At 43.5% G+C, this 20,889-nt stretch carries 12 protein-coding genes; 7 read left to right on the top strand and 5 right to left on the bottom strand.

Translation table 11 applies throughout. The features are described from left to right. Window positions 1-27: 27 nt before the first annotated feature. Window positions 28-663, bottom strand: coding sequence for a 16S rRNA (guanine(527)-N(7))-methyltransferase RsmG (gene rsmG, locus DI53_RS04550; protein WP_037495940.1), 636 nt, complete (start codon window positions 661-663; stop codon window positions 28-30). A 59-nt stretch (window positions 664-722) separates the two neighbouring features. Next, window positions 723-1,868: a glycosyltransferase gene (locus DI53_RS04545; protein ID WP_071790458.1), complete on the bottom strand. Its 1,146-nt coding sequence runs from the start codon at window positions 1,866-1,868 to the stop codon at window positions 723-725. A 146-nt stretch (window positions 1,869-2,014) separates the two neighbouring features. Between DI53_RS04545 and tgt the strand changes: the two genes are divergently transcribed. From tgt to DI53_RS04525, 4 genes are all read left to right on the top strand, one after another. Further along, entirely contained in the window at window positions 2,015-3,145 is a 1,131-nt protein-coding gene (tgt, locus tag DI53_RS04540) for a tRNA guanosine(34) transglycosylase Tgt (RefSeq protein ID WP_037495937.1), read from the top strand. Between the two features lie 233 nt (window positions 3,146-3,378). Beyond that, window positions 3,379-4,461 (top strand): LptF/LptG family permease, encoded by a 1,083-nt coding sequence (locus DI53_RS04535; RefSeq protein ID WP_037495934.1) that lies wholly within the window; start codon window positions 3,379-3,381, stop codon window positions 4,459-4,461. A gap of 1 nt (window position 4,462) precedes the next feature. Continuing rightward, window positions 4,463-5,374: a DMT family transporter gene (locus DI53_RS04530; RefSeq protein WP_037495931.1), complete on the top strand. Its 912-nt coding sequence runs from the start codon at window positions 4,463-4,465 to the stop codon at window positions 5,372-5,374. A 132-nt stretch (window positions 5,375-5,506) separates the two neighbouring features. Continuing rightward, window positions 5,507-8,158, top strand: coding sequence for an alpha-L-rhamnosidase (locus DI53_RS04525; RefSeq protein ID WP_241462370.1), 2,652 nt, complete (start codon window positions 5,507-5,509; stop codon window positions 8,156-8,158). A gap of 327 nt (window positions 8,159-8,485) precedes the next feature. Here the strand turns inward: DI53_RS04525 and DI53_RS04520 are convergent, their stop codons facing one another. The 3 genes from DI53_RS04520 to DI53_RS04510 form a co-directional block, all read right to left on the bottom strand. Continuing rightward, window positions 8,486-9,952: a glutamate synthase subunit beta gene (locus DI53_RS04520; RefSeq protein ID WP_037495928.1), complete on the bottom strand. Its 1,467-nt coding sequence runs from the start codon at window positions 9,950-9,952 to the stop codon at window positions 8,486-8,488. A 19-nt stretch (window positions 9,953-9,971) separates the two neighbouring features. Next, a complete protein-coding gene (gltB, locus tag DI53_RS04515; RefSeq protein ID WP_037495926.1) occupies window positions 9,972-14,486 on the bottom strand; it encodes a glutamate synthase large subunit in 4,515 nt (1,504 codons plus the stop codon). A gap of 314 nt (window positions 14,487-14,800) precedes the next feature. After that, window positions 14,801-17,692 (bottom strand): alpha/beta hydrolase family protein, encoded by a 2,892-nt coding sequence (locus DI53_RS04510; RefSeq protein WP_037495923.1) that lies wholly within the window; start codon window positions 17,690-17,692, stop codon window positions 14,801-14,803. 213 nt (window positions 17,693-17,905) lie between these two features. Between DI53_RS04510 and DI53_RS04505 the strand changes: the two genes are divergently transcribed. The 3 genes from DI53_RS04505 (at window position 17,906) to DI53_RS04495 (ending at window position 20,855) form a co-directional block, all read left to right on the top strand. Next, window positions 17,906-19,003, top strand: a complete 1,098-nt coding sequence (locus tag DI53_RS04505; protein WP_037495920.1) for a mandelate racemase/muconate lactonizing enzyme family protein — start codon at window positions 17,906-17,908, stop codon at window positions 19,001-19,003. A gap of 248 nt (window positions 19,004-19,251) precedes the next feature. Continuing rightward, window positions 19,252-20,232 (top strand): deoxyhypusine synthase family protein, encoded by a 981-nt coding sequence (locus tag DI53_RS04500; RefSeq protein ID WP_037495918.1) that lies wholly within the window; start codon window positions 19,252-19,254, stop codon window positions 20,230-20,232. Window positions 20,233-20,318: 86 nt separating this feature from the next. Beyond that, entirely contained in the window at window positions 20,319-20,855 is a 537-nt protein-coding gene (locus DI53_RS04495) for a hypothetical protein (protein WP_037495914.1), read from the top strand. Window positions 20,856-20,889 lie beyond the last annotated feature (34 nt).

Below are 20,889 nucleotides of genomic sequence, written 5' to 3'. Positions count from 1 at the left end.
GTTCACATAATAAGAATTAGGCTTCACTTACATTGGAACGTACACTACGTATTTTGTATCGAAGAAATCTTCGCTAAAGTAATCCGATAAGGGATGAAGCTCGGCTTTCAAACGGGCCTCTTTAATCTCCTCTTTCAAATCACCACCTTTTAGGTAAAGTATGCCGTTCGGAATCCCATTTCTATCTTTTTTCTCAAACTTGTTACGAACCCAAGGGGCGAAATCGGCGAAGCGCGTGACTGCCCGGGATACAACGAAGTCATACTTATAATCCAATTCTTCAGCACGGATGTGATCTGCTTCAACATTTTGAAGACCTAACGCTTCAGCAACTTCGCGAACCACCTTAATTTTTTTGCCGATTGAATCTACCAGGTGGAATTTTACCTCAGGGAAAAATATGGCTAGGGGGATACCAGGAAATCCGCCGCCTGTTCCGACATCGAGAATACGCGTGCCTGCTGTAAATTCGTTTACAAATTTGGCTATACCTAGTGAATGTAAGACATGGTGCAGGTAAAGGCTTTCGATGTCCTTGCGCGAGACAACATTAATTTGGTTGTTCCAAAATGGATACAGCTCGGCGAGCTGGGCAAATTGTGATTTTTGAATTTCCGAAAGTTTCGGGAAGTATTTGTAGATGATTTCGACAGTGGGATTCATAAGTTGTTGTTTGTCGTCCTTGTGCGGCGTATGTAATGTAACTAAGTGTTGGAATACCGCTATTTCCAAGAAGTTTGTTTTTTGGTGCGGTTGAATATTCCGTTGATACAGATATAAAAATAGTAAAAAAGATCGAGGAGAGGGATCCACAGTAGGAGTCCGCGTAGTTCAAGCTTTTTATAGATATTACCAAAGACAATAAGTTGGCTTATTAGGCGAATGAAATACATCGACAATGGAATAAACCAGAGCGAGGGATAGGTTGCTATGCAAATGGCGAGCAATATATAAAAAAGCACGGCAGAAAGCAGCTGGGTTGCTAACATACGTTTGTGTTTTGGTTTATATAAAACGGAGGCTCCCGCATGTCGGCCCTTCTGTTTGTAATAACTCTTCCATGTTGTCTTAGGTAATGATGCTACATGGGCATCCGGATGTAGTACAATTTGCACATTTCTGGGGGTAGCGTTGTGGTTTACAAAAAGATCGTCATCGCCCGATTTGATGTGCATGTGTTTGTTGAAGCCTTTTCCTCTAAAGAATAGTCCTTTTGTGTAAGCCAGATTCCGACCGACGCCCATATATGCATTTCCGCGCAGAGCGTAGGCCAAGTAACTCATGGCTGTATGAGCAGTTTCAAAGCGGATTAACTTATTCAGAAAACCTTGTGCTTTAAAATAAGGGGAGTATCCGACAATCAATTCCTTTTCGTTGGTAAACGCACCTGCAATTTCCGCCAGCCATCGGTTGCTCAATGGCTGGCAATCGGCGTCGGTAAAAACAAGATGCTCATGTTTCGCAGCCTTGATGCCCATAGTCACTGCAAACTTCTTCGTGTTTTTCAAACGGATGTGTTCCTTAATTTCTACAATTTTAAACTTTTCGGGGTATTGATTTGCAAAATCTTTTAGGATCCAAGGTGTGTCATCATCCGAACAATCATCAACCACGACCACTTCAAAATTAGGGTAGTCCTGTTCGAGGATGTGAGGAAGGAATGCTTTTAGATTTTCCTGCTCATTGTGTGCACAAATTATAACACTTAACGCTTTCTCTTCTGCACGGTCTTGAAAAGACTCCACCTTATAAACGGCCAATTTGCCATAGACAAAACATATGTAATAGAGCTGTATAACCAGCAAAAGCGCTAAAATTCCAAAAGGAATGTGCAGCAACAGAGGGGAAAATTGTTCGAGTTGTAGCATACAGAATAGCAAAGATAATGTCTTCTTATAAGATACCGCGGACAAATAGTTAACTTTTATTAAGATTTTGTGGTGAACTCGTTTCCTGCGGATTTTTATCCTATTTTTGTAGCGATTTTATCACAGGGTAAGAGGGAAAAACACATATGAAATTTACGCTTGAGGCAAAGGATAAGGGATCGAATGCACGCGCTGGCGTCGTGGAGACTGCACATGGAAATATTCAGACGCCGATTTTTATGCCAGTGGGCACTGCAGGAACGGTGAAGGCAGTTCATCAACATGAATTAGTCCAAGATATTCAGGCCCAAATTATATTGGGAAATACCTATCACTTATACCTGCGTCCGGGGCTTGACGTTTTACAAAAGGCAGGAGGTCTACATAAGTTTAACCATTGGGACGGTCCAATTCTTACGGACTCTGGAGGATATCAGGTCTATTCGCTTACAGAAGTTCGCAAGATTCGAGAAGAAGGCGTAACATTTCGCTCTCACATCGACGGATCGAAACACCTTTTTACCCCAGAGAATGTGATGGATACACAGCGCGTCATCGGTGCTGACATCATCATGGCTTTTGATGAATGTACGCCTTACCCTTGTGAATACAGTTATGCACGTAAATCACTTGACATGACCCACCGATGGTTAAAGCGCTGCGTAGATCGTTTTGATAGCACGCAGCCGCTTTATGGGTATGAGCAGACGCTGTTTCCGATCGTACAAGGATCGGTGTATAAAGACCTCCGCGAGAAATCCGCTGAAGTTATTGCATCGTTCAACCGAGATGGCAATGCGATAGGTGGCCTTTCTGTAGGTGAGCCTGCGGAGGAGATGTACGCAATGACTGAAGTGGTGACAAATATATTACCGCAAGACAAGCCGCGTTATTTGATGGGCGTCGGAACGCCAATTAACATTTTGGAAAATATCGCTTTAGGTATTGATATGTTTGATTGCGTGATGCCTACTCGGAATGCGCGCAATGGCATGTTATTTACACAAAACGGTATTATCAATATAAAAAACGAAAAGTGGAAGGATGATTTTTCACCTATTGAAGCAGAAAGTGATCTTTTAGTGGACCAAATCCATACGAAGGCCTATCTGCGACACTTAATCCGCTCGCAAGAGATATTAGGAGCGCAAATTGCGTCGCTGCATAATCTCCATTTCTACCTTTGGTTGGTGAAACAAGCTAGAGAAAAAATTATTGCGGGGACCTTTTACGATTGGAAAGAAAAAATGGTGAAAGTTCTCGGGCAAAGGTTGTAGTAGGTAGTGTGTAGTGCGTATTGCGTACAGCGAATTGACCACTCGAGCTAAAGGCATGCACTAGTTTATGGTAGCAGAAATTTTAATTTTTGGCTTTCAACCTGGTGAATTAGGTTTTTAGACGGTTTTTTTACTTTTTACTTTTTACTTTTTAATTTTGACTTTTTACTTTTAAAAATTAGGCTTCTGGACGGTTTTTTTTACTTTTTAATTTTGACTTTTTACTTTTAAAAATGAACATTATAGATCGCTATATCATTAAAAAATACCTAAGCACTTTCGTGTTTACGGTGGGTATTTTTATTGTGGTGATTGTTGTGTTTGATGTGTCTGAAAAGCTCGACGACTTTCTTAAAAACAAGGCACCCATGTCTCGTGTGTTCTTGGAGTATTATGCTATGGGAAGTATTCCGTTCTTCTTAAATATGTTGACGCCCCTGATCAATTTTATTGCTGTTATTTTCTTTACTTCAAAGATGGCAGATCAGACGGAAGTTGTGCCTATATTAAGCGGAGGGATGAGCTTCAACCGTTTCCTGCGGCCTTATATGATTTCTGCCGGATTGATTTTTACTTTTACCTTAGTATCTAATATTTGGATCATACCCTACACAAATAAAATAAAGGTAAACTTCGAAAATGTATATGTGAAGCCGCAAAAAGTAAGTGGTTCGACGATGTCGACGCATATGCAGATTGATTCTAATACCTATGTCTATATTGACAACTTTGATACGCGAAGAAATATAGGGTATAAATTTTCTATGGAAAAATTCCGTGACGACCAATTGATAGAGAAGCTTATAGCTGAACGTATCACTTGGGATTCAGTGGTAACCAAGTGGAAAATCGAAGATTACACCGTGCGCACCATTGACGGTTTGACTGAAAAGATGGATAAAGGTACTAGTCGTGACACAACGCTCGATATGTTGCCTCGCGATTTTGAAGTGTATGACAATGTGTTTACAGCGATGGATACGGACGAACTGAATGATAGGATTAGTAAAGAGGAAACCCGCGGAACCGGAATGATGACCGATCTATTGCTTGAAAAGTATAAGCGTTACATTGGTCCATTTTCTGCATTTATTCTGACATTAATGGGGGTTTCATTGTCTTCCAAGAAAGTTCGAGGCGGTATTGGCTTGAGTTTGGGAATAGGTATTGCGCTAAGTTTTACATTTCTTGTACTAGTTCAGTTTTCTACGATGTTTTCTTTGAAGGGTGGGTTACCTCCGCTCATCGCTATATTGATTCCCAATATCTTATTTTTAACGTTAGCCTTTTGGTTAAAGTACAAGGCGCCCAAATAATATGGCAAAATTTCTGATCAACAAGAACGTACTCATCTTACACTTTACAGTTTTGATTTGGGGGTTTACAGGTGTTTTAGGTGAGCTTATTTCTATTTCTGCCCTGCATTTGGTTTGGTATCGCGTGCTCATCGCTGCTTTATCCCTATTTATCTACTTTATTTTTCTCGGGAAATCGCTACACGTCAGTCGGCAACACCTCGTCCAATTTTTGATCGTGGGCGGTGTAGTAGGTTTGCATTGGGTATTGTTTTTTCATGCTATTAAAATTTCAACTGTATCTGTCACGTTAGTGACGCTATCATCAGTCACGCTCTTCACGTCTATTTTGGAGCCTATTGTCAATAAGAAAAAAATTGCGTTATCGGATGTCGGCGTGGGATTAATTATTGTTTTTGGAATCTATCTGATCTTCAAGTTCGAATTTCAATATCTATGGGGAATTATTTGTGGTTTGTCCTGCGCGCTGTGTGCGAGCATATTTTCTATTATGAATGCTCGTATGGTAAAGAAGACCAGTCCCACAGTTATTACGTTTTATGAAATGTTAGGCGCATTTCTTTGGATTTCACTATTTATGCTTTTTATGGGCGGTTTCAGTGATAAGATGTGGCTCCACGGATCTGATTGGACCTATCTTTTATTGCTGGGCGTGCTTTGTACAGCCTTCGCTTATGTGTTGGGAGTTGCTGTAATGAAAGAGCTTAGTGCCTTTACGGTAGCACTTACTACAAATATGGAACCGGTATATGGTATTATTTTGGCCGTATTGATTTTTGGACACAAAGAAACCATGAGCTTTGGTTTTTACCTAGGAGCTTTAATCGTGTTAGGTGCCGTATTCCTATATCCCTATGTAAAGACACGAATCGAAAATAAGGAACGGCGTTTAATAAATAGAAAACTGCATTAGGTAATATGGGGTATATAGCTGCTACCTATTATTTCTTTTTTCTTATAATAAAAGCTTCTTTTCTTACATTAGTGTATGCAAGGCTAAAACGGATTAGTTTCTGTAGCCATTAACCTCATACATGTAAACCCAATGATGAAAAGAATTTTATTACTCGGTCTAATCATATCCGTTTTCACGAATTGTTTCGCCCATATTAACAATCAAGCAGAGCCGATAGATCTTAAATGCGAGCATTTAGTAGATCCGATTGGCATTGATAATACTCATCCACGTTTGATGTGGATGCTGAAAGATGAGCGGCAAGGGGCTTTGCAAACCGCCTATCAGATTTTCGTTGATACAGATTCGTTAGCTTTAGTGGATCAAGGTGGTGCGGCCGCGTGGAATTCGGGAAAGCAACTAAACTCAAATACATTAATCACATACGCTGGGAAGCCTTTGGCACCTGCAACACGTTACTATTGGCAAGTAATCGTGTGGGATAAAGATGGAAAACCCAGTAAATCTGCTGTTGCTTCGTTTGAAATGGGCTTAATAAAGGCTGGCAATTGGAGGGGAAGTTGGATCAGTGACGGGCATGATGTGCATCGTAGGGAAGCCCCTTATTTCCGCAAGGAATTTCAGGTGAGCAAGAAAGTCAAATATGCACGTGCCTACGTGGCGGCGGCAGGACTATTTGAATTGTCGATGAATGGCGAACGCGTAGGAGACCATCATTTGGATCCGATGTATACGCGTTTTGATCGGCGAACCTTATATGTCATACACGATGTGACGTCACACCTGCAGTCTGGGGGCAATGCCCTTGGGATAATATTAGGGAATGGCTGGTACAATCATCAATCGCTTGCTGTTTGGGATTTTCATCGCGCACCTTGGCGGGCAAGACCGGCCTTTTGTCTCGAGCTGCACATACAGTATGAAGATGGGAGTGATGAAGTTATTGTTTCCGAACGGGATTGGAAAACATCATCTGGGCCTATTATCGCCAATAGTATCTACACAGGTGAGCACTACGATGCCCGTTTAGAGCAGGACGGTTGGGATAAATCCAATTTCGACGATTCTAAATGGCAAAGTGTTCACTATCGTGCTGCCCCATCAGAAAATATCGTCGCCCAACAAACAGTGCCTATTAGACTCGCACAATCTTACAAGCCAATTTCCAGCAACAAAATTGACGAGCAGACCTATGTTTTTGATATGGGTCAAAATATGTCTGGTGTAAGCAAGTTGAGGGTGAAAGGACCGGAAGGAACGGTTGTCAAAATCAAACACGGTGAGCGCTTGCTGCCCGATGGGCGATTGGATATGTCCAATATTGATGTTTATTACCGCGGAGACAAAGAGAAAGATCCTTTTCAAACAGATCTTTTGATATTAAGCGGTAAGAAGGAGGATGTCTTTATGCCCAAGTTTAATTATAAGGGTTTTCGGTACGTAGAAGTGAGTAGCTCGGCTCCTTTGACGCTGGATGAGAAAAATATAACGAGTTATTTCATGCATAGCGATGTTGCGCCTGTCGGTAGCGTGGAAACTTCATCGAAGTTGGTAAATGATTTGTGGCGAGTGACTAATAATGCATACCTCTCCAACCTGATGGGCTACCCTACGGATTGTCCGCAACGCGAGAAAAACGGTTGGACAGGTGATGGACATCTTGCGATCGAAACGGCACTTTATAACTATGATGGTATCACCGTTTATGAAAAGTGGTTGGCAGATCATCGCGATGAGCAACAGCCCAATGGCGTGTTGCCCGATATTATTCCGACTGGCGGATGGGGATATGGCACAGCCAACGGCTTAGATTGGACAAGTACTATCGCGATTATTCCGTGGCAGGTATACATGTTTTATGGTGATAGCCATTTGCTACATCAATGTTATGAGAATATCAAGCGCTATGTAGATTACGTAGACCGTATCAGCCCTACAGGGCTGACTACCTTTGGCCGCGGGGATTGGGTTCCTGTAAAAACCACCTCGAACTTAGAACTGACATCTTCGGTATATTTTTATACTGATGCCCGTATTTTGGCGGCGGCGGCAGCGCTTTTCGGCCACGACGAGGATCATAAAAAGTATGAAGCGCTGAGCTTGAAAATCAAGGATGCGATCAATACTAAATTCTTGGACAGGCAAGCTGGGATTTATGCGGAAGGCTCGCAGACGGAGCTTAGTGTACCGCTTTACTGGGGCGTGGTGCCAGAAGATATGAAAGCGAAGGTAGCGGCAAATCTTAACCAACGCGTGGAAGCTACTAATTTTCATTTGGATGTGGGTGTATTGGGAGCAAAAGCTTTGCTCAATGCGTTGAAGGAAAATGGTTATGGAGAAACCGCTTACAAAGTTGCTGTGCAAGACACGTATCCGTCGTGGGGCTGGTGGGTAGTTAATGGTGCGACTACACTGTTGGAAAATTGGGATTTGCAAGCTGAGCGCGATATCTCGGATAATCATATGATGTTTGGAGAAATAGGTGGCTGGTTCTTTAAATCCATTGGCGGTATCTTTCCAGATGAACAAATGCCGGGCTTTAAACATATACAACTTCGACCAATATTTCCTGCTGAACTGGAACATTCATCAATAACGCATAAATCACCTTATGGTGACATCAAGTCTAGCTGGAAGAAAAACAAGAAAGCGATTGTATATGACGTGGTGATCCCTGCGAATGCTACGGCAACCTTCTATCCGCCCAGTAACCTACTGGATACCGCTGCTGTCAAGTTGGAAGCCGGGAAGCATCGGTTGAAATTAAAAATTAAAAATTAAAAAGTAAAAAGTGATAAGTCAGAAGTGATAATTCAGAAGTGATAAGTCAGAAGTGATAATTCAAAAGTCAAAATTGAGAAATCAAAAGTAATAAGTTGACATTGAAAAGTAAGAAGTCTGAAATGATAGTAGAGAAGTAATGAGGGTTAACTTATGAAGTTATGACAGTAATCTCTTGGTTTAGCAAACTTTATCTCCTATCTAGTTCAATACAGTTGTTCTTGCCAAAAGCTTAATTTTGTATTACGCAATAGCCATTACGGCAGATTATATAAAACAAAAAACCGGACCTAGTCCGGTTTCTCACTTTAACTAAAGTATATGAAATTAAGCGTATGAGACAGCTTTATCTTTGCGCTCTAGTTCCGAGTAACCCATAAGGAACTCGTCTACTTTGCGCGCACATTCGCGACCTTCGGAGATCGCCCAAACAACGAGGGATTGGCCGCGACGCATGTCGCCAGCTACAAATACCTTATCCGTGGATGCTTTGTAGTCTGTTTCCGTTGCATCTACATTACCCCGCTCGTTTAATTTTACACCTAATTGCTGTAACAAGCCTTCATGTTGCGGGTGCAAAAAGCCCATGGCTAGTGTTACCAACTCACAGGGCAATTCACGTTCCGATCCTTCGACTTCTTTAAATTTCAATGGCCGTCCGAAAGCATCGGTTTCCCACTCTAAATCAACTACGAGTGCAGCACGTACATGGCCATTATCATCGCCTAAAAAGGCTTTGGTACTGACACTCCAGTGGCGTTGGCAGCCTTCTTCATGAGATGTCGTAGTTTTCAATAGCATAGGGTACGTAGGCCAAGGCATTGCTACGGTGCGGTCTTTTGGTGGCTGCGGCATTAACTCAAATTGTGTTACGCTTTTAGCACCATGACGGTTGGATGTTCCAACGCAGTCAGAGCCGGTGTCGCCACCACCAATCACCAATACATTTTTTCCGGTAGCATGGATTTCTTCCACTTCTATAGGAGAGTTGCCCACACGCTTGTTTTGTTGTTTCAGGAACTCCATAGCATAGTGAACACCTTTCAGTTCGCGTCCCGGAATTGGAAGATTACGCGGGATAGTGGATCCACCAGCAAGCACAATAGCGTCATACGTTTGCAATTCACTAGCTGGTACATTGACACCTACTTCGGCATTGGTGCGAAATACGACGCCCGACTGTTCCATCACGGCCACGCGACGGTCGATGATCGACTTATCCAGCTTAAAATCTGGAATGCCGTAACGTAATAATCCGCCCACTTTATCATCACGTTCGTAAAGTACTACATCGTGGCCGGCCTTATTTAATTGTGCCGCTGCTGCTAAACCAGCAGGCCCACCACCGATCACAGCAACGCTTTTACCTGTCTTGATGAAGTTTTTGTTCGGCTTTACGAAGTTGTTCTTGAAAGCAATCTCGATGATATGCTTTTCAATTTCTTCAATTGCCACCGGTGATTTATTGATGCCAAGCACGCAGGCGGCTTCGCAAGGCGCAGGGCATATCCTTCCTGTAAATTCCGGGAAGTTATTTGTTGATATCAATATGTTATAAGCTTCTTCCCAGCGACCGTCGTAAACTGCATCGTTGAATTCCGGGATCACGTTTCCGAGTGGACATCCCGAATGACAAAATGGGATGCCGCAGTTCATACAACGTGCTGCTTGATTATTCAATTGATCATCGGAATAGCTGTGCACAAATTCCTGATAATTTTGTTTTCTGCTTTCTACAGTGTCTTTCTGAGGAAGCGTTCTCTCGTATTCTAAAAATCCTGTTGGTTTGCCCATGTCTGTTTCCTCCTCTATATTAAGCTTCCACTAATTTTTTACGTAACACATTCTTGTACTCCCTCGGAAATACTTTGATAAATCTACTTCTCTCGTTCGCCCAATCTTGTAAAATGTAGTTGGCACGCTCGCTGTTTGTCAGGTTAATGTGACGCTTCAATAGTGCGATAATCGCATTTTCATCTTCGGTATCCAATGGGTCTAGGTCTACCATCTCTTGGTTACAGTTGTCGCGGAAGGTGCCCGAGATATCGTATATCCAAGCAATACCGCCGCTCATTCCTGCTGCGAAGTTTCGGCCAGTAGGTCCTAAGATTAAAGCACGACCGCCTGTCATGTATTCACAACCGTGGTCGCCAATACCTTCTACGACGGCTGTTGCACCCGAGTTGCGGACGGCAAAACGCTCGCCTGCCATACCGTTGATGAAAAGGTGACCTGACGTAGCGCCATATAGGGCCACGTTGCCGATAATGATGTTATCATGGGCGGTCAATGGACTGTCTTCTGTAGGATAGATGGCTAGTTGCGCGCCAGATAAACCTTTACCAACATAGTCATTGGCCTCACCTTCCAGCTCGAATGAAAGGCCTTTTGCACCGAACGCACCAAACGATTGTCCAGCAGAACCTTCGAACTTGAAGTTTATGGTGTTATCAGGTAAACCTTCAGCACCGTAAACTTTCGATATCTCGTTAGATAGCATCGTGCCTATGGTTCGATCTGTATTTTTGACTTTGAACGTGCCGAATGCAGGTGTTTTGGTGTCTAGTGCTGACTTAGCTTGTTTCAATAAGCCCCAATCTAGAATCATGCTCATGCCATGATCCTGCTCTTGCGTATTGTATAGGCTTTCCGATGGCTCGTTTCGCGCCACATAAAGCACTTTAGAGAAGTCGATTTTTGACGCCTTCCAGTGGTCGATGTTTTCCCGTTTTTTTAGGAATTGTGCACGTCCAACCATTTCGTTGATGGTGCGGAAGCCCAATTGTGCCATAATCTCGCGGATCTCCTCAGCCAAGAAGCGGAACAGGTTAACGATGTCTTCCGGTTTACCGGAGAATAGCTTTTGCAATTCTGGATCTTGTGTAGCGACACCGACCGGGCAGGTATTCAGGTGACACTTACGCATCATAATACATCCGCCTGCTATTAATGCAGCGGTAGCAACTCCCCATTCTTCAGCACCAAGCAACGTAGCAATAACGATATCCCTTCCTGTTTTCATTTGGCCATCGGCTTGTAGCACAACGCGGCTACGCAATTTATTTTGTACCAACGTTTGGTGTGCTTCGGCTAAGCCAAGTTCCCAAGGTAGGCCGGCGTGTTTGATCGAGCTGATCGGTGATGCGCCGGTACCTCCGTCATATCCTGCGATCAAGATCACGTCAGCATGTGCTTTCGCAACACCGGCAGCAATCGTGCCTACACCCGCTTTAGAAACCAACTTGACGTTGATGCGGGCAGCGCGATTTGCATTCTTCAAGTCGAAGATTAATTGTGCCAAATCCTCGATCGAGTAAATATCGTGGTGCGGTGGCGGCGAAATCAAACCTACACCGGGTGTGGCGTGGCGAAGGCGTGCGATAAAATCATTTACTTTATGGCCAGGCAATTGACCGCCTTCGCCTGGTTTTGCTCCTTGTGCCATTTTTATCTGGATCTCATCAGCCTCAGTGAGGTAATGCGATGTCACCCCAAAACGTGCGGAAGCCACCTGTTTAATAGCTGAGCGCATCGAGTCGCCATTAGCCAAACGTTCGAAACGTGCCGGATCTTCACCACCTTCTCCCGTGTTACTTTTTGCCCCAATTCGGTTCATGGCAATTGCCAATGTGCTGTGTGCTTCGGTAGAGATGGACCCCATAGACATGGCACCTGTTGCAAAACGCTTCATGATGTTTTCGATGGGTTCTACCTCGTCGATTGATAGCGGCGTTCTATGTTTCGCAAAATCCAATAAGCCACGGAGCGTATACATGCGCTCCTTTTGGTTGTTGATAATGGATGCGTATTGCTTATAGGAGTTGTAGTCTGTCGTACGGCAGGCCTTTTGCAAGAGGTGTACCGTTTCAGGACTCCATAAGTGGCCTTCGCCACGACGTTTCCATTGGTACAAGCCACCTTCCGGCAATAGTTTTTTCTCCACGCGTGATTCGCCGAATGCTCTCCAATGTTTTGAAAGCGCTTCTTTAGCGATATCGTCTAATTTCAATCCACCGATGCGAGATACGGAACCACAGAAGTAGTCGTCTACTACAGATTTGTCGATACCCAATACTTCGAAGATCTGCGCACCGTGGTAAGATTGAAGTGTCGAGATTCCCATTTTAGAGAAAATCTTTAACAAACCTGCACAAATGGCCTTCACATAGTTTTTCTTCAGGTCGTCCCAAACCAGGTCTGTTTCAATTTGCCCCAGCTCCTTCATTGTACGGATAGAAGCCAAAGCCATGTACGGATTGATTGCTGTCGCACCAAAAGCCAACAGACAGGCGAAGTGGTGTACTTCCCATACGTCGCCAGCTTCAACGACAAGGCCTACAGCACCACGATTTCCAGTTTTGATCAGATGGTGATGTACCGCGGATACGGCAAGGATCGACGGAATGGCGGCATGTTGTGAATCAATCGCGCGATCAGAGAGGATGATTACCTCAAAGCCATCCCGCACAGCATCATCTGCGTAACGGCATAGCCTTTCCAAACCAGCTTCTAACGAACCGGGGTTTCCATCAGCTTTAAAGTAAAGCTGTAATGTTTTTGCTTGAAAGATACCCGTATCAATGGAACGCAGTTTTTCCAATTCACTTGACGTTAAAATCGGATGTTCCAAAGTGACGCAATGACAGAATTTTTTATCTTCAATCAAGATATTTCCGGCATTACCGATAAAGGTGGCCAAGCTCATTACCAAACGTTCGCGGATTGGGTCGATTGGTGGATTGGTTACTTGCGCAAAAAATTGCTTGAAATAGCTTGATAGATGTTGCGGTTGATCGGATAAGATGGCCAATGGCACATCAGTACCCATAGAGCCGATCGGTTCGTAGCCCGTCAGCGCCATAGGCGTTAATATGGTTTCCAGGTCTTCGCGAGAATAACCGAAAGCCTGTTGGTATTTGAATACGGATTCTTGTTTAAGATAGGTATAGGTTACGCGAGGTTCTTCCAACTCGTCCATACGGATTTTGTAGTTGTCTAGCCACTCGCTGTAAGGCTGCTGACGGATCAATTCGCCTTTTACCTCTTCGTCAGAACGGATCTTACCTTTCTCCATGTCTACCACGAAGATTTTACCAGGCTGTTGCCTTCCTTTTTTGATAATTAAGCTTTCAGGAATCGGCAAGGCACCAGCTTCGGACGCCACGACAACGCGATCGTCTGATGTGATAGCAAATCGCAAGGGGCGTAAGCCGTTGCGGTCTAGTGTGGCACCGATGGTTTTCCCGTCGGTGAAACAAAGGGCAGCGGGACCATCCCAAGGCTCCATCAAAGTTGCATGGTACTCGTAAAAAGCTCGTTTTAACGGATCCATCTGCGTATTGCCATCCCATGCTTCTGGAACGAGCATCAACATCACGTGTGGTAGGCTTCTGCCGCTGTGCAATAAGAGTTCAACCACATTATCCAAACATGCTGAGTCAGATTGCCCACGATCGACCACAGGCAATAAGATTTGCATTTCTTCTTCTGTAAAGTATGGCGAAGATAAGGCGCGTGCGCCAGCATAAAACCAATTTAGGTTTCCAGTCAGGGTATTGATCTCCCCATTGTGCGCAATATTGCGAAATGGCTGTGCCAGTGACCAAGAAGGGAATGTATTTGTTGAGAAACGCGAGTGTACCAAGCCAAATGCAGAAACAACACGTGCATCTTTCAAGTCATCGTAGTAGGTGCCCACTTGGTAGGTCGTTAATTGACCTTTGTAGATTATCGTTTTGCAAGAGAGCGATGCAATGTATAAAGGCAGCGGATACTCCTGTTGTTTTTTAACCAGTTGAATGATGAGGCGTCTCAAGACGAAAAGTTTACGTTCGAAATCCTCAGTGGTGGAGACGCCATCGGGACGGGAAACGAAAAACTGAACAATTTCCGGCTCGGCGCTTAAAGCAGTTGGCCCTATGCCGTCACGATTTACAGGAACATCACGGAAACCCAAAAACTTCATGCCGCGGCTTGCTGTGGCCTCAATAATGGCTTCACGACAAATAGCATTCAGGTCGGCTTCCTTCGGTAGAAACACCATCCCGGTACCGTAATATCCAGGTTCTTCCAGTTGAATACCTAGATTAATACATTCTTCCCATAAAAACTCATGCGGCAACTGGATCATTATACCAGCACCATCTCCACTCTCAGGATCACAGCCACAAGCACCTCTATGCTCCATGTTTTCCAACATGGTTAACGCATCTCTCACTTGCTGGTGCGACTTTTGACCCTTGATATGCGCTACAAAACCTACGCCGCAGGCATCGTGCTCAAAGTCGGGGTTATATAGCCCTTGTTCCGGTAATCTTTCGTTTATCATCTTCTCCTCAAAATATTAGGTTGCTAATATATGAATAAAAAACTAATTTCATTACTGATTTTATAAAAAAAATAGATTGTCGTTAGTTTATTTCTAATTTAAAGATGTTTTTTTGTTGATATTGCATTCTTGTTTGAAATCTTTCTAAGCAAGGAAAGATCGTTCTGCCGCAAGCGTTATAGAGCGAATAATTGTTGAAAGGTAGATGGAGGAGAGTGAAGCTTAATCGGCCTATGTTGAGTTCACTCGCGAACAAAAAAAGGATCCTGCTGGAATCCTTTTTTTGTTTTTGTTAAGTACTGTTTATGAAAAGCCTAAAATGCCCTATCCTCTAGATGTTTCGGGAGTGCCATAAAGTCAATTCCTTTGGACCACCAGTCTGGTGCTTCTTTACCTTTGAGGTAATGGTCGAAATATTCCATCATGCGCACCGCATAATCCTTTTGGTTTACTTCTTTGGCGAGGCCGTGGTTTTCACCGTTGTAGGTCAGCATAACTACCGGCTTGTTTAAGCGACGTAAGCCGTTAAAATATTCTATGCCCTGCGTATAGTCTACAGCACCATCCTTATCGTTGTGCATAATGATAAGGGGTGTTTGCACGTTTTTAATATGGAAGATAGGTGAGTTGCGTGCGTATGCATCCCAATTGTCCCAGTAACCGGTGGTTAAGCGTCCTTGGCTGGATTCAAAAATACTTTGGTTCGTTGACCCCGAGTTCCAGTAAATCAATGAATACATGGAAATCATATTGGTCAATGGAGCGCCAGCAACGGCGGCCTTAAATATATTCGTTTGCGTAATGAGGAAAGACGTTTGGTATCCGCCCCAGGAGTGTCCGTGGATAGCTACATTTTTTTCGTCAACTATTCCTGTTGCAACAGCAGCTTTGACCGCCGGCACTACGCAGGCTACCGCAGACATACCCGGATCATTGAGCTTGTACTTGATGTCGGGCATTAGCACCGCATAGCCATTGCTGGTGTACATCGCGCGGTTAAAACCACCCCCCGGGTAAGCCGGAAGCGAATAACTGTTTTTGTTGTTGGTGAGGCGTTCGTAGATATAGGTAATCGTCGGATAAGCTTTACCTTCTACATAATCCGCAGGTAGGTACAATACTGCTTGCAGGGTGTCGCCATGATCGCTAACATAACTAATCAATTTACTACCTGCAGACAGAAGCTGCTTTGCGCTATCCGCGATAAGCTTAATCGGCGTTTTCAGCATCTTGTCATTAGACATGTATAATTCTGGCGAAACAGTGGGCGATTGCTTTGTGAAAAAATAAGCTGCAGCGTGTTTCACCTTATTTATCGGGCTAACGTAAGCGTCTTCCAGTCCTAAGACCTGGATCTTATTACTTTTTGCTGGCAAGAGCGCAATTCCGGTCTGCTTTGTGTTTTCGTCAATCACCGTGAAATATTGGTCTTTAGCCAGATCAATCTCATCATCATCTGGATATGTATTGTTGTAAGATGTCGTTAGCAGTTTTCTATCTTTCCAGTCGTCCGTTAATTGGATGTGCGATTTACCGTCGTAAGCCACCTTCCACAAATCATAATTATCTTTCAAAATTACAAAACGACCATCTTGTGTCCATCCATAAGTGCCTGTTGCTGGTTTGGAAACATTATGGTCTTCGTTTTTATCGATAAAAGTACTTGGGATAAGTTTGGTAATATTTGTCTTTGCTAAGGTATGAACATCCAACACATAGTAATCGCCGTTGCTATAGTAAAGTATGTGGCTGGATTTTGGCGAAAAGCTACTACTGAAGCTAGCATTGAGGTATAGCTTTTCGATAGCCAGTTTTCGCGTTCCAGAAGCGATATCGACAAGGTATACATCGGCGAAGCGCTGTCCATCTAAGCTCGATGTAAATTCGTAAGGGGAGAAGTCAAGACCATAGCCTATTTTTTGGTTAGGAGCTAAGCTGATTGATTTTAGATTGCTGTCAGCCAACGATACAAATTTATTGTTCCCAATCTCCCATAGGCTCATGATGTTGAATTTCTTGTCGCGTTCCAGTTGCGTGCGTTGGGATGATTGCAGTCTCTTGTCTTGCCAGTTCCAAATGGTCATATCTGGCTTTTCGAGATCCTTTTTGTTGACACCAGTTTTTTGTGATGCGTTAGCGGTTTTTACATTGGTCGAATCCTGACGAGCCTGTACGCTATCAGTCAGATTTGCTGTTTTTTGGACGAGGCTATCTACTTTCGCGTCTTGTGCTTTTTCTCGTTCAGCTTTCGTTTTTTCCAGCTTGGCGATGCCAAAGAAAATACGGCTGAGATCCTTGCTCCAATAAGGGGCGGTGTTTTCGCTTATGCCATAGCCAGCGGTGATCTGTTGCTCGTCTAAGCCGCTGTAGCTATAGACTTCGGGATTCGTTGCCAGTACATTTTTGACGCCGATAAGTGTGTAGATAGGCGTTGTGTAGGCTTTGTCTTTTTTGGATTTCAAAAGCGAAAATGCTGTCCCTTCCTTATTCCAATTAAGTTTTGAAAATGTGGCGGCATCATTTTGTAATAAGGTGGTGAGTCCGTTCGTTAAGTTAAGCAGAAATACCCCATTACCATTTTGGCCAGCGGCATCTACTGTATACGCCAGTAATGTTCCGTTTTTATTGAAAGCATAGTCGTGTACACTACCTATATTAAATTGCTGTTTGTTAGCGAGGTTGTAGAGTAGTAAATCGCTGCCTCTTCCTGTCGTGTCATTTTTTTGTGCTGGAACGATCGGTTCAAACCGGAGGCCTATCCAGCCGCCCTGTTCATTGGAAAAATCAAACTTTTGCACATTATTGAATACCGTCGAAGCAGTATCTTTCAATGAAACTAAATGAAGTTTCTTACGGATTGGTTTTTTTGATTTTTGGTTGGCTTTTATTGTTTTATGGTCAGGGGACTGGTAAAAAGCAATAAAGCTGCTGTGCTCATTAAACCTTATTGGTGTAATTTGTCCACCGATGGCATATTGGTATTGCCGGTTATTTCCGGTATTTTTCACCGTTAATGTCAAATCTCCTTGCGTAGGTCCAGACACATAGGCCAACCATTTCCCATCCGGGCTGGGCGTGGCATCGTTTGTACGGATGTATTTCCAGTTCGGGATGTCTTGCCAGGTTAGGGGAGATTGTTTTTCCTGGGCATGAGGCACGAGCCAAGTTAATTGACTTATAAACAATGCGAGCAAATGGTATCTCATAGATGTGGTAAGTTAATGATAGAAGCTAAAATATTGTTTTTCTTCGATATTTAGCGGATTGAAAACGCAAAATGGGCTGTAAGGGATGAGAAAGTGCTGTGTAATAATGATAAATCAATTTTTTTGAGCTGATAGCTTTTGAATAATGAATTTCCATGATAAATAAATTAAATTTTATAGCTTTATTGCCAACATCTAACTTTTAAAAGCCCAATGATCATTACTTCCGTAGATATTTATCGACTTAGTATTCCGATGGAGCCCTTCGTTATTGCGACAGGTGTTATGGATTACGCACAAAATACATTTATACGTATCCATACGGATTCGGGTCATTATGGTGTTGGGGAATGCTCTGCGTTTCCGATGATCGTAGGCGAAACGCAGGATACGTGCTTGGTGCTCGCGCGTGATTTCGCACGTATTTGGAAAGGCAAGAACCCCTTGGCGATTACCGATCGGATGGCAGAGCTTCATCTTTTTATTGCGGGGAATACGACGATAAAATCGGCTTTTGATATGGCTCTGCATGATCTTGCTGCTAAGGAAGCGGGCCTGCCTCTGTACAGGTTTTTGGGTGGACAGCGAAAAGATATCGTGACGGACATCACCATTGGACTGGCCGAGCCAGAAACTATGGCGCAAAAAGCAGAGAAATTCAAGGCTGAAGGCGCTGCTGTGCTTAAGGTAAAGCTTGGCAAAAAGCCAAAAGATGATGTGGCTAGGATACGTGCCATTCGTCGTGCTGTAGGTTTCGATATTCCTTTGCGTATAGATGCAAACCAAGGTTGGTCTTTCGAAGAGGCCGTGGAAGCGCTGAACGGCATGGAATCATTCAAGATTCAATTCTGTGAACAGCCCATGCGCAGCTATAACGATCATTTGCTGCCCGAATTGCGTAGCCAAACGATCGTTCCCATTATGGCCGATGAGTCTGTTTACAATGCACAGGATGCTGACCGACTTTGCCGGAATGACGCTTGCGATTACATCAATATTAAATTTTCTAAATCAGCAGGTATTTCTGAGGCGCTTAAAATACAAGCGGTGGCAGCGGAGTACGAGGTTCCGTGCATGATTGGCGGGATGTTGGAATCGCGGTTAGCGCTATCAGCAAAGGTGCATTTTGCATATGCCGCCGCCAACGTTAAATTTTACGATCTAGACACGTGTATGATCGGGCATCTTTTGGATCCGGTTGTCGGCGGGGTAGAGTTTCAGGGATATCATGTATCGGTCAATGACGAACCAGGAATCGGTGCCGACATCAATCCTCAGTTCTTGGAAAAGTGCGAGCAATGGACGGTTTAAATAAAGACTTGTGCTACCAAATTATATACTGTGGACGATAGGTACACAAGAAATTGTAATCCTCATCATACTGGCTATTATCTTGCTTTTCTTTTGGCAGATTTTCAGGCGTTTGCTAAAAAGAAAATAATATAGAAAGTTCGCTATTTGCATTGTAATCGAAGTCTTTTTGGCCTACATTCGCTCATAATCTCTTCGAAGATAATGAATATATTCCCTACCTTTGCGTGATTAGAAAATTAGAAACTATGAGTACACAAAAAGGTCCTATTTCACAATTTTTGGAGAAAAACTATCTGCATTTCAATGCGGCAGCATTGGTTGACGCAGCGAAAGGTTACGAAACTCACCTGTTAGATGGTGGTAAGATGTTGATCTCTCTAGGCGGTGCTATGAGTACAGCAGAGTTGGGAATATCCTTGGCTGAAATGATACGTCAGGATAAAGTACAATTTATATCTTGTACAGGCGCAAACCTGGAAGAAGACGTGATGAATCTGGTGGCTCACTCACATTACAAACGTGTGCCTAACTATCGCGATCTCACGCCGGAGCAAGAAAGGGAATTACTTGATCAACATTATAATCGTGTAACAGATACCTGTATCCCTGAGGAAGAAGCTTTCCGCCGTTTGCAAAAACATTTGGAAGATGTGTGGCATAGTGCTGAAGAAAAGGGTGAGCGTTATTTTCCACATGAGTTTTTGTATCAGGTTGTAAACTCAGGTGTTCTAGAGCAATACTATGAAATTGACCCTAAAAATTCTTGGATTGTAGCAGCGGCGGAGAAAAATTTGCCGATTGTATGTCCAGGTTGGGAAGATTCGACTACTGGAAATATCTTCGCTGCGAATGTTATTAAAGGTAAACTACAGGCGAGTACAGTGAAATCAGGTATCGAATACATGATCTACTTGAGCGAATGGTATCGTGCGAATTCTGGCGGCAAAGGCGTCGGTTTCTTTCAGGTAGCTGGTGGTATTTCTGGTGATTTTCCGATCTGTGTTGTGCCGATGATGTATCAGGATTTGGAATGGGAGGATGTTCCTTTTTGGGCATATTTCTGTCAGATCTCTGATTCAACAACGTCTTATGGTTCGTATTCAGGGGCTGTTCCGAATGAGAAAATTACCTGGGGTAAACTGGATATCGACACGCCCAAATTCGTCGTTGAATCCGATGCGACAATCGTTGTGCCTTTAATTTTTTCTTACGTGTTGGGACATTAGTCTTAAAACAATATATACATATTTTACAGGCGCAAGAACACCATGTTCTTGCGCCTGTAACTATACAATAGGGTAATTTAAGAAAGATGAGCAACCTGGTTACACATAACCCAGCAGCGCTGCAGGCTCTCATGTCTGAAACGATCTTCATCAATGGAGCCGAAACAGTAATGTCCCAGGTAGACGGGGGAGAGGTCATGGCGACACCGCAGGAAGCGCTAGCAGATGCTGAAGAATTTGTCTACACAGGCGATAAATCGACAGGTATCTTGTTTATTCTTCGCTATCCATCCTATCCCTACTTTTCTCCACAAGCAGAAGAGGCCTTCGTAAAAACTATCGGCGCTTTGAAGTTGACGTTAGCAAATGTCGCTGTCGTGAATTTGGCGAACGCGCAAAACCCCAATGACTTCAAACGTATCATGACCTTTTTCGAGCCGAAGAAAATAACACTGTTGGGTGTCGAACCAGCGTCACTAAACCTTCCCGCTATAGGACATAATGCCTACATGAAAGGCCGCGTCGCAACAGTGTTCAATACCTTTAGTTTCGAAGAGATGTTCGCCGACGTAGAAAAGAAGAAGCTTTTTTGGAACGAGTTTAAGACGTTTATTAGTAGTTAGATATTGGATAATAGTACTTAGATAATAGTACTTG

This window comes from Sphingobacterium deserti, assembly GCF_000757725.1.
Taxonomy (GTDB): Bacteria; Bacteroidota; Bacteroidia; order Sphingobacteriales; family Sphingobacteriaceae; genus Sphingobacterium; species Sphingobacterium deserti.
Note: the sequence above shows the minus strand (reverse complement) of the source record. Positions and strands in the feature narration are given on the sequence as shown.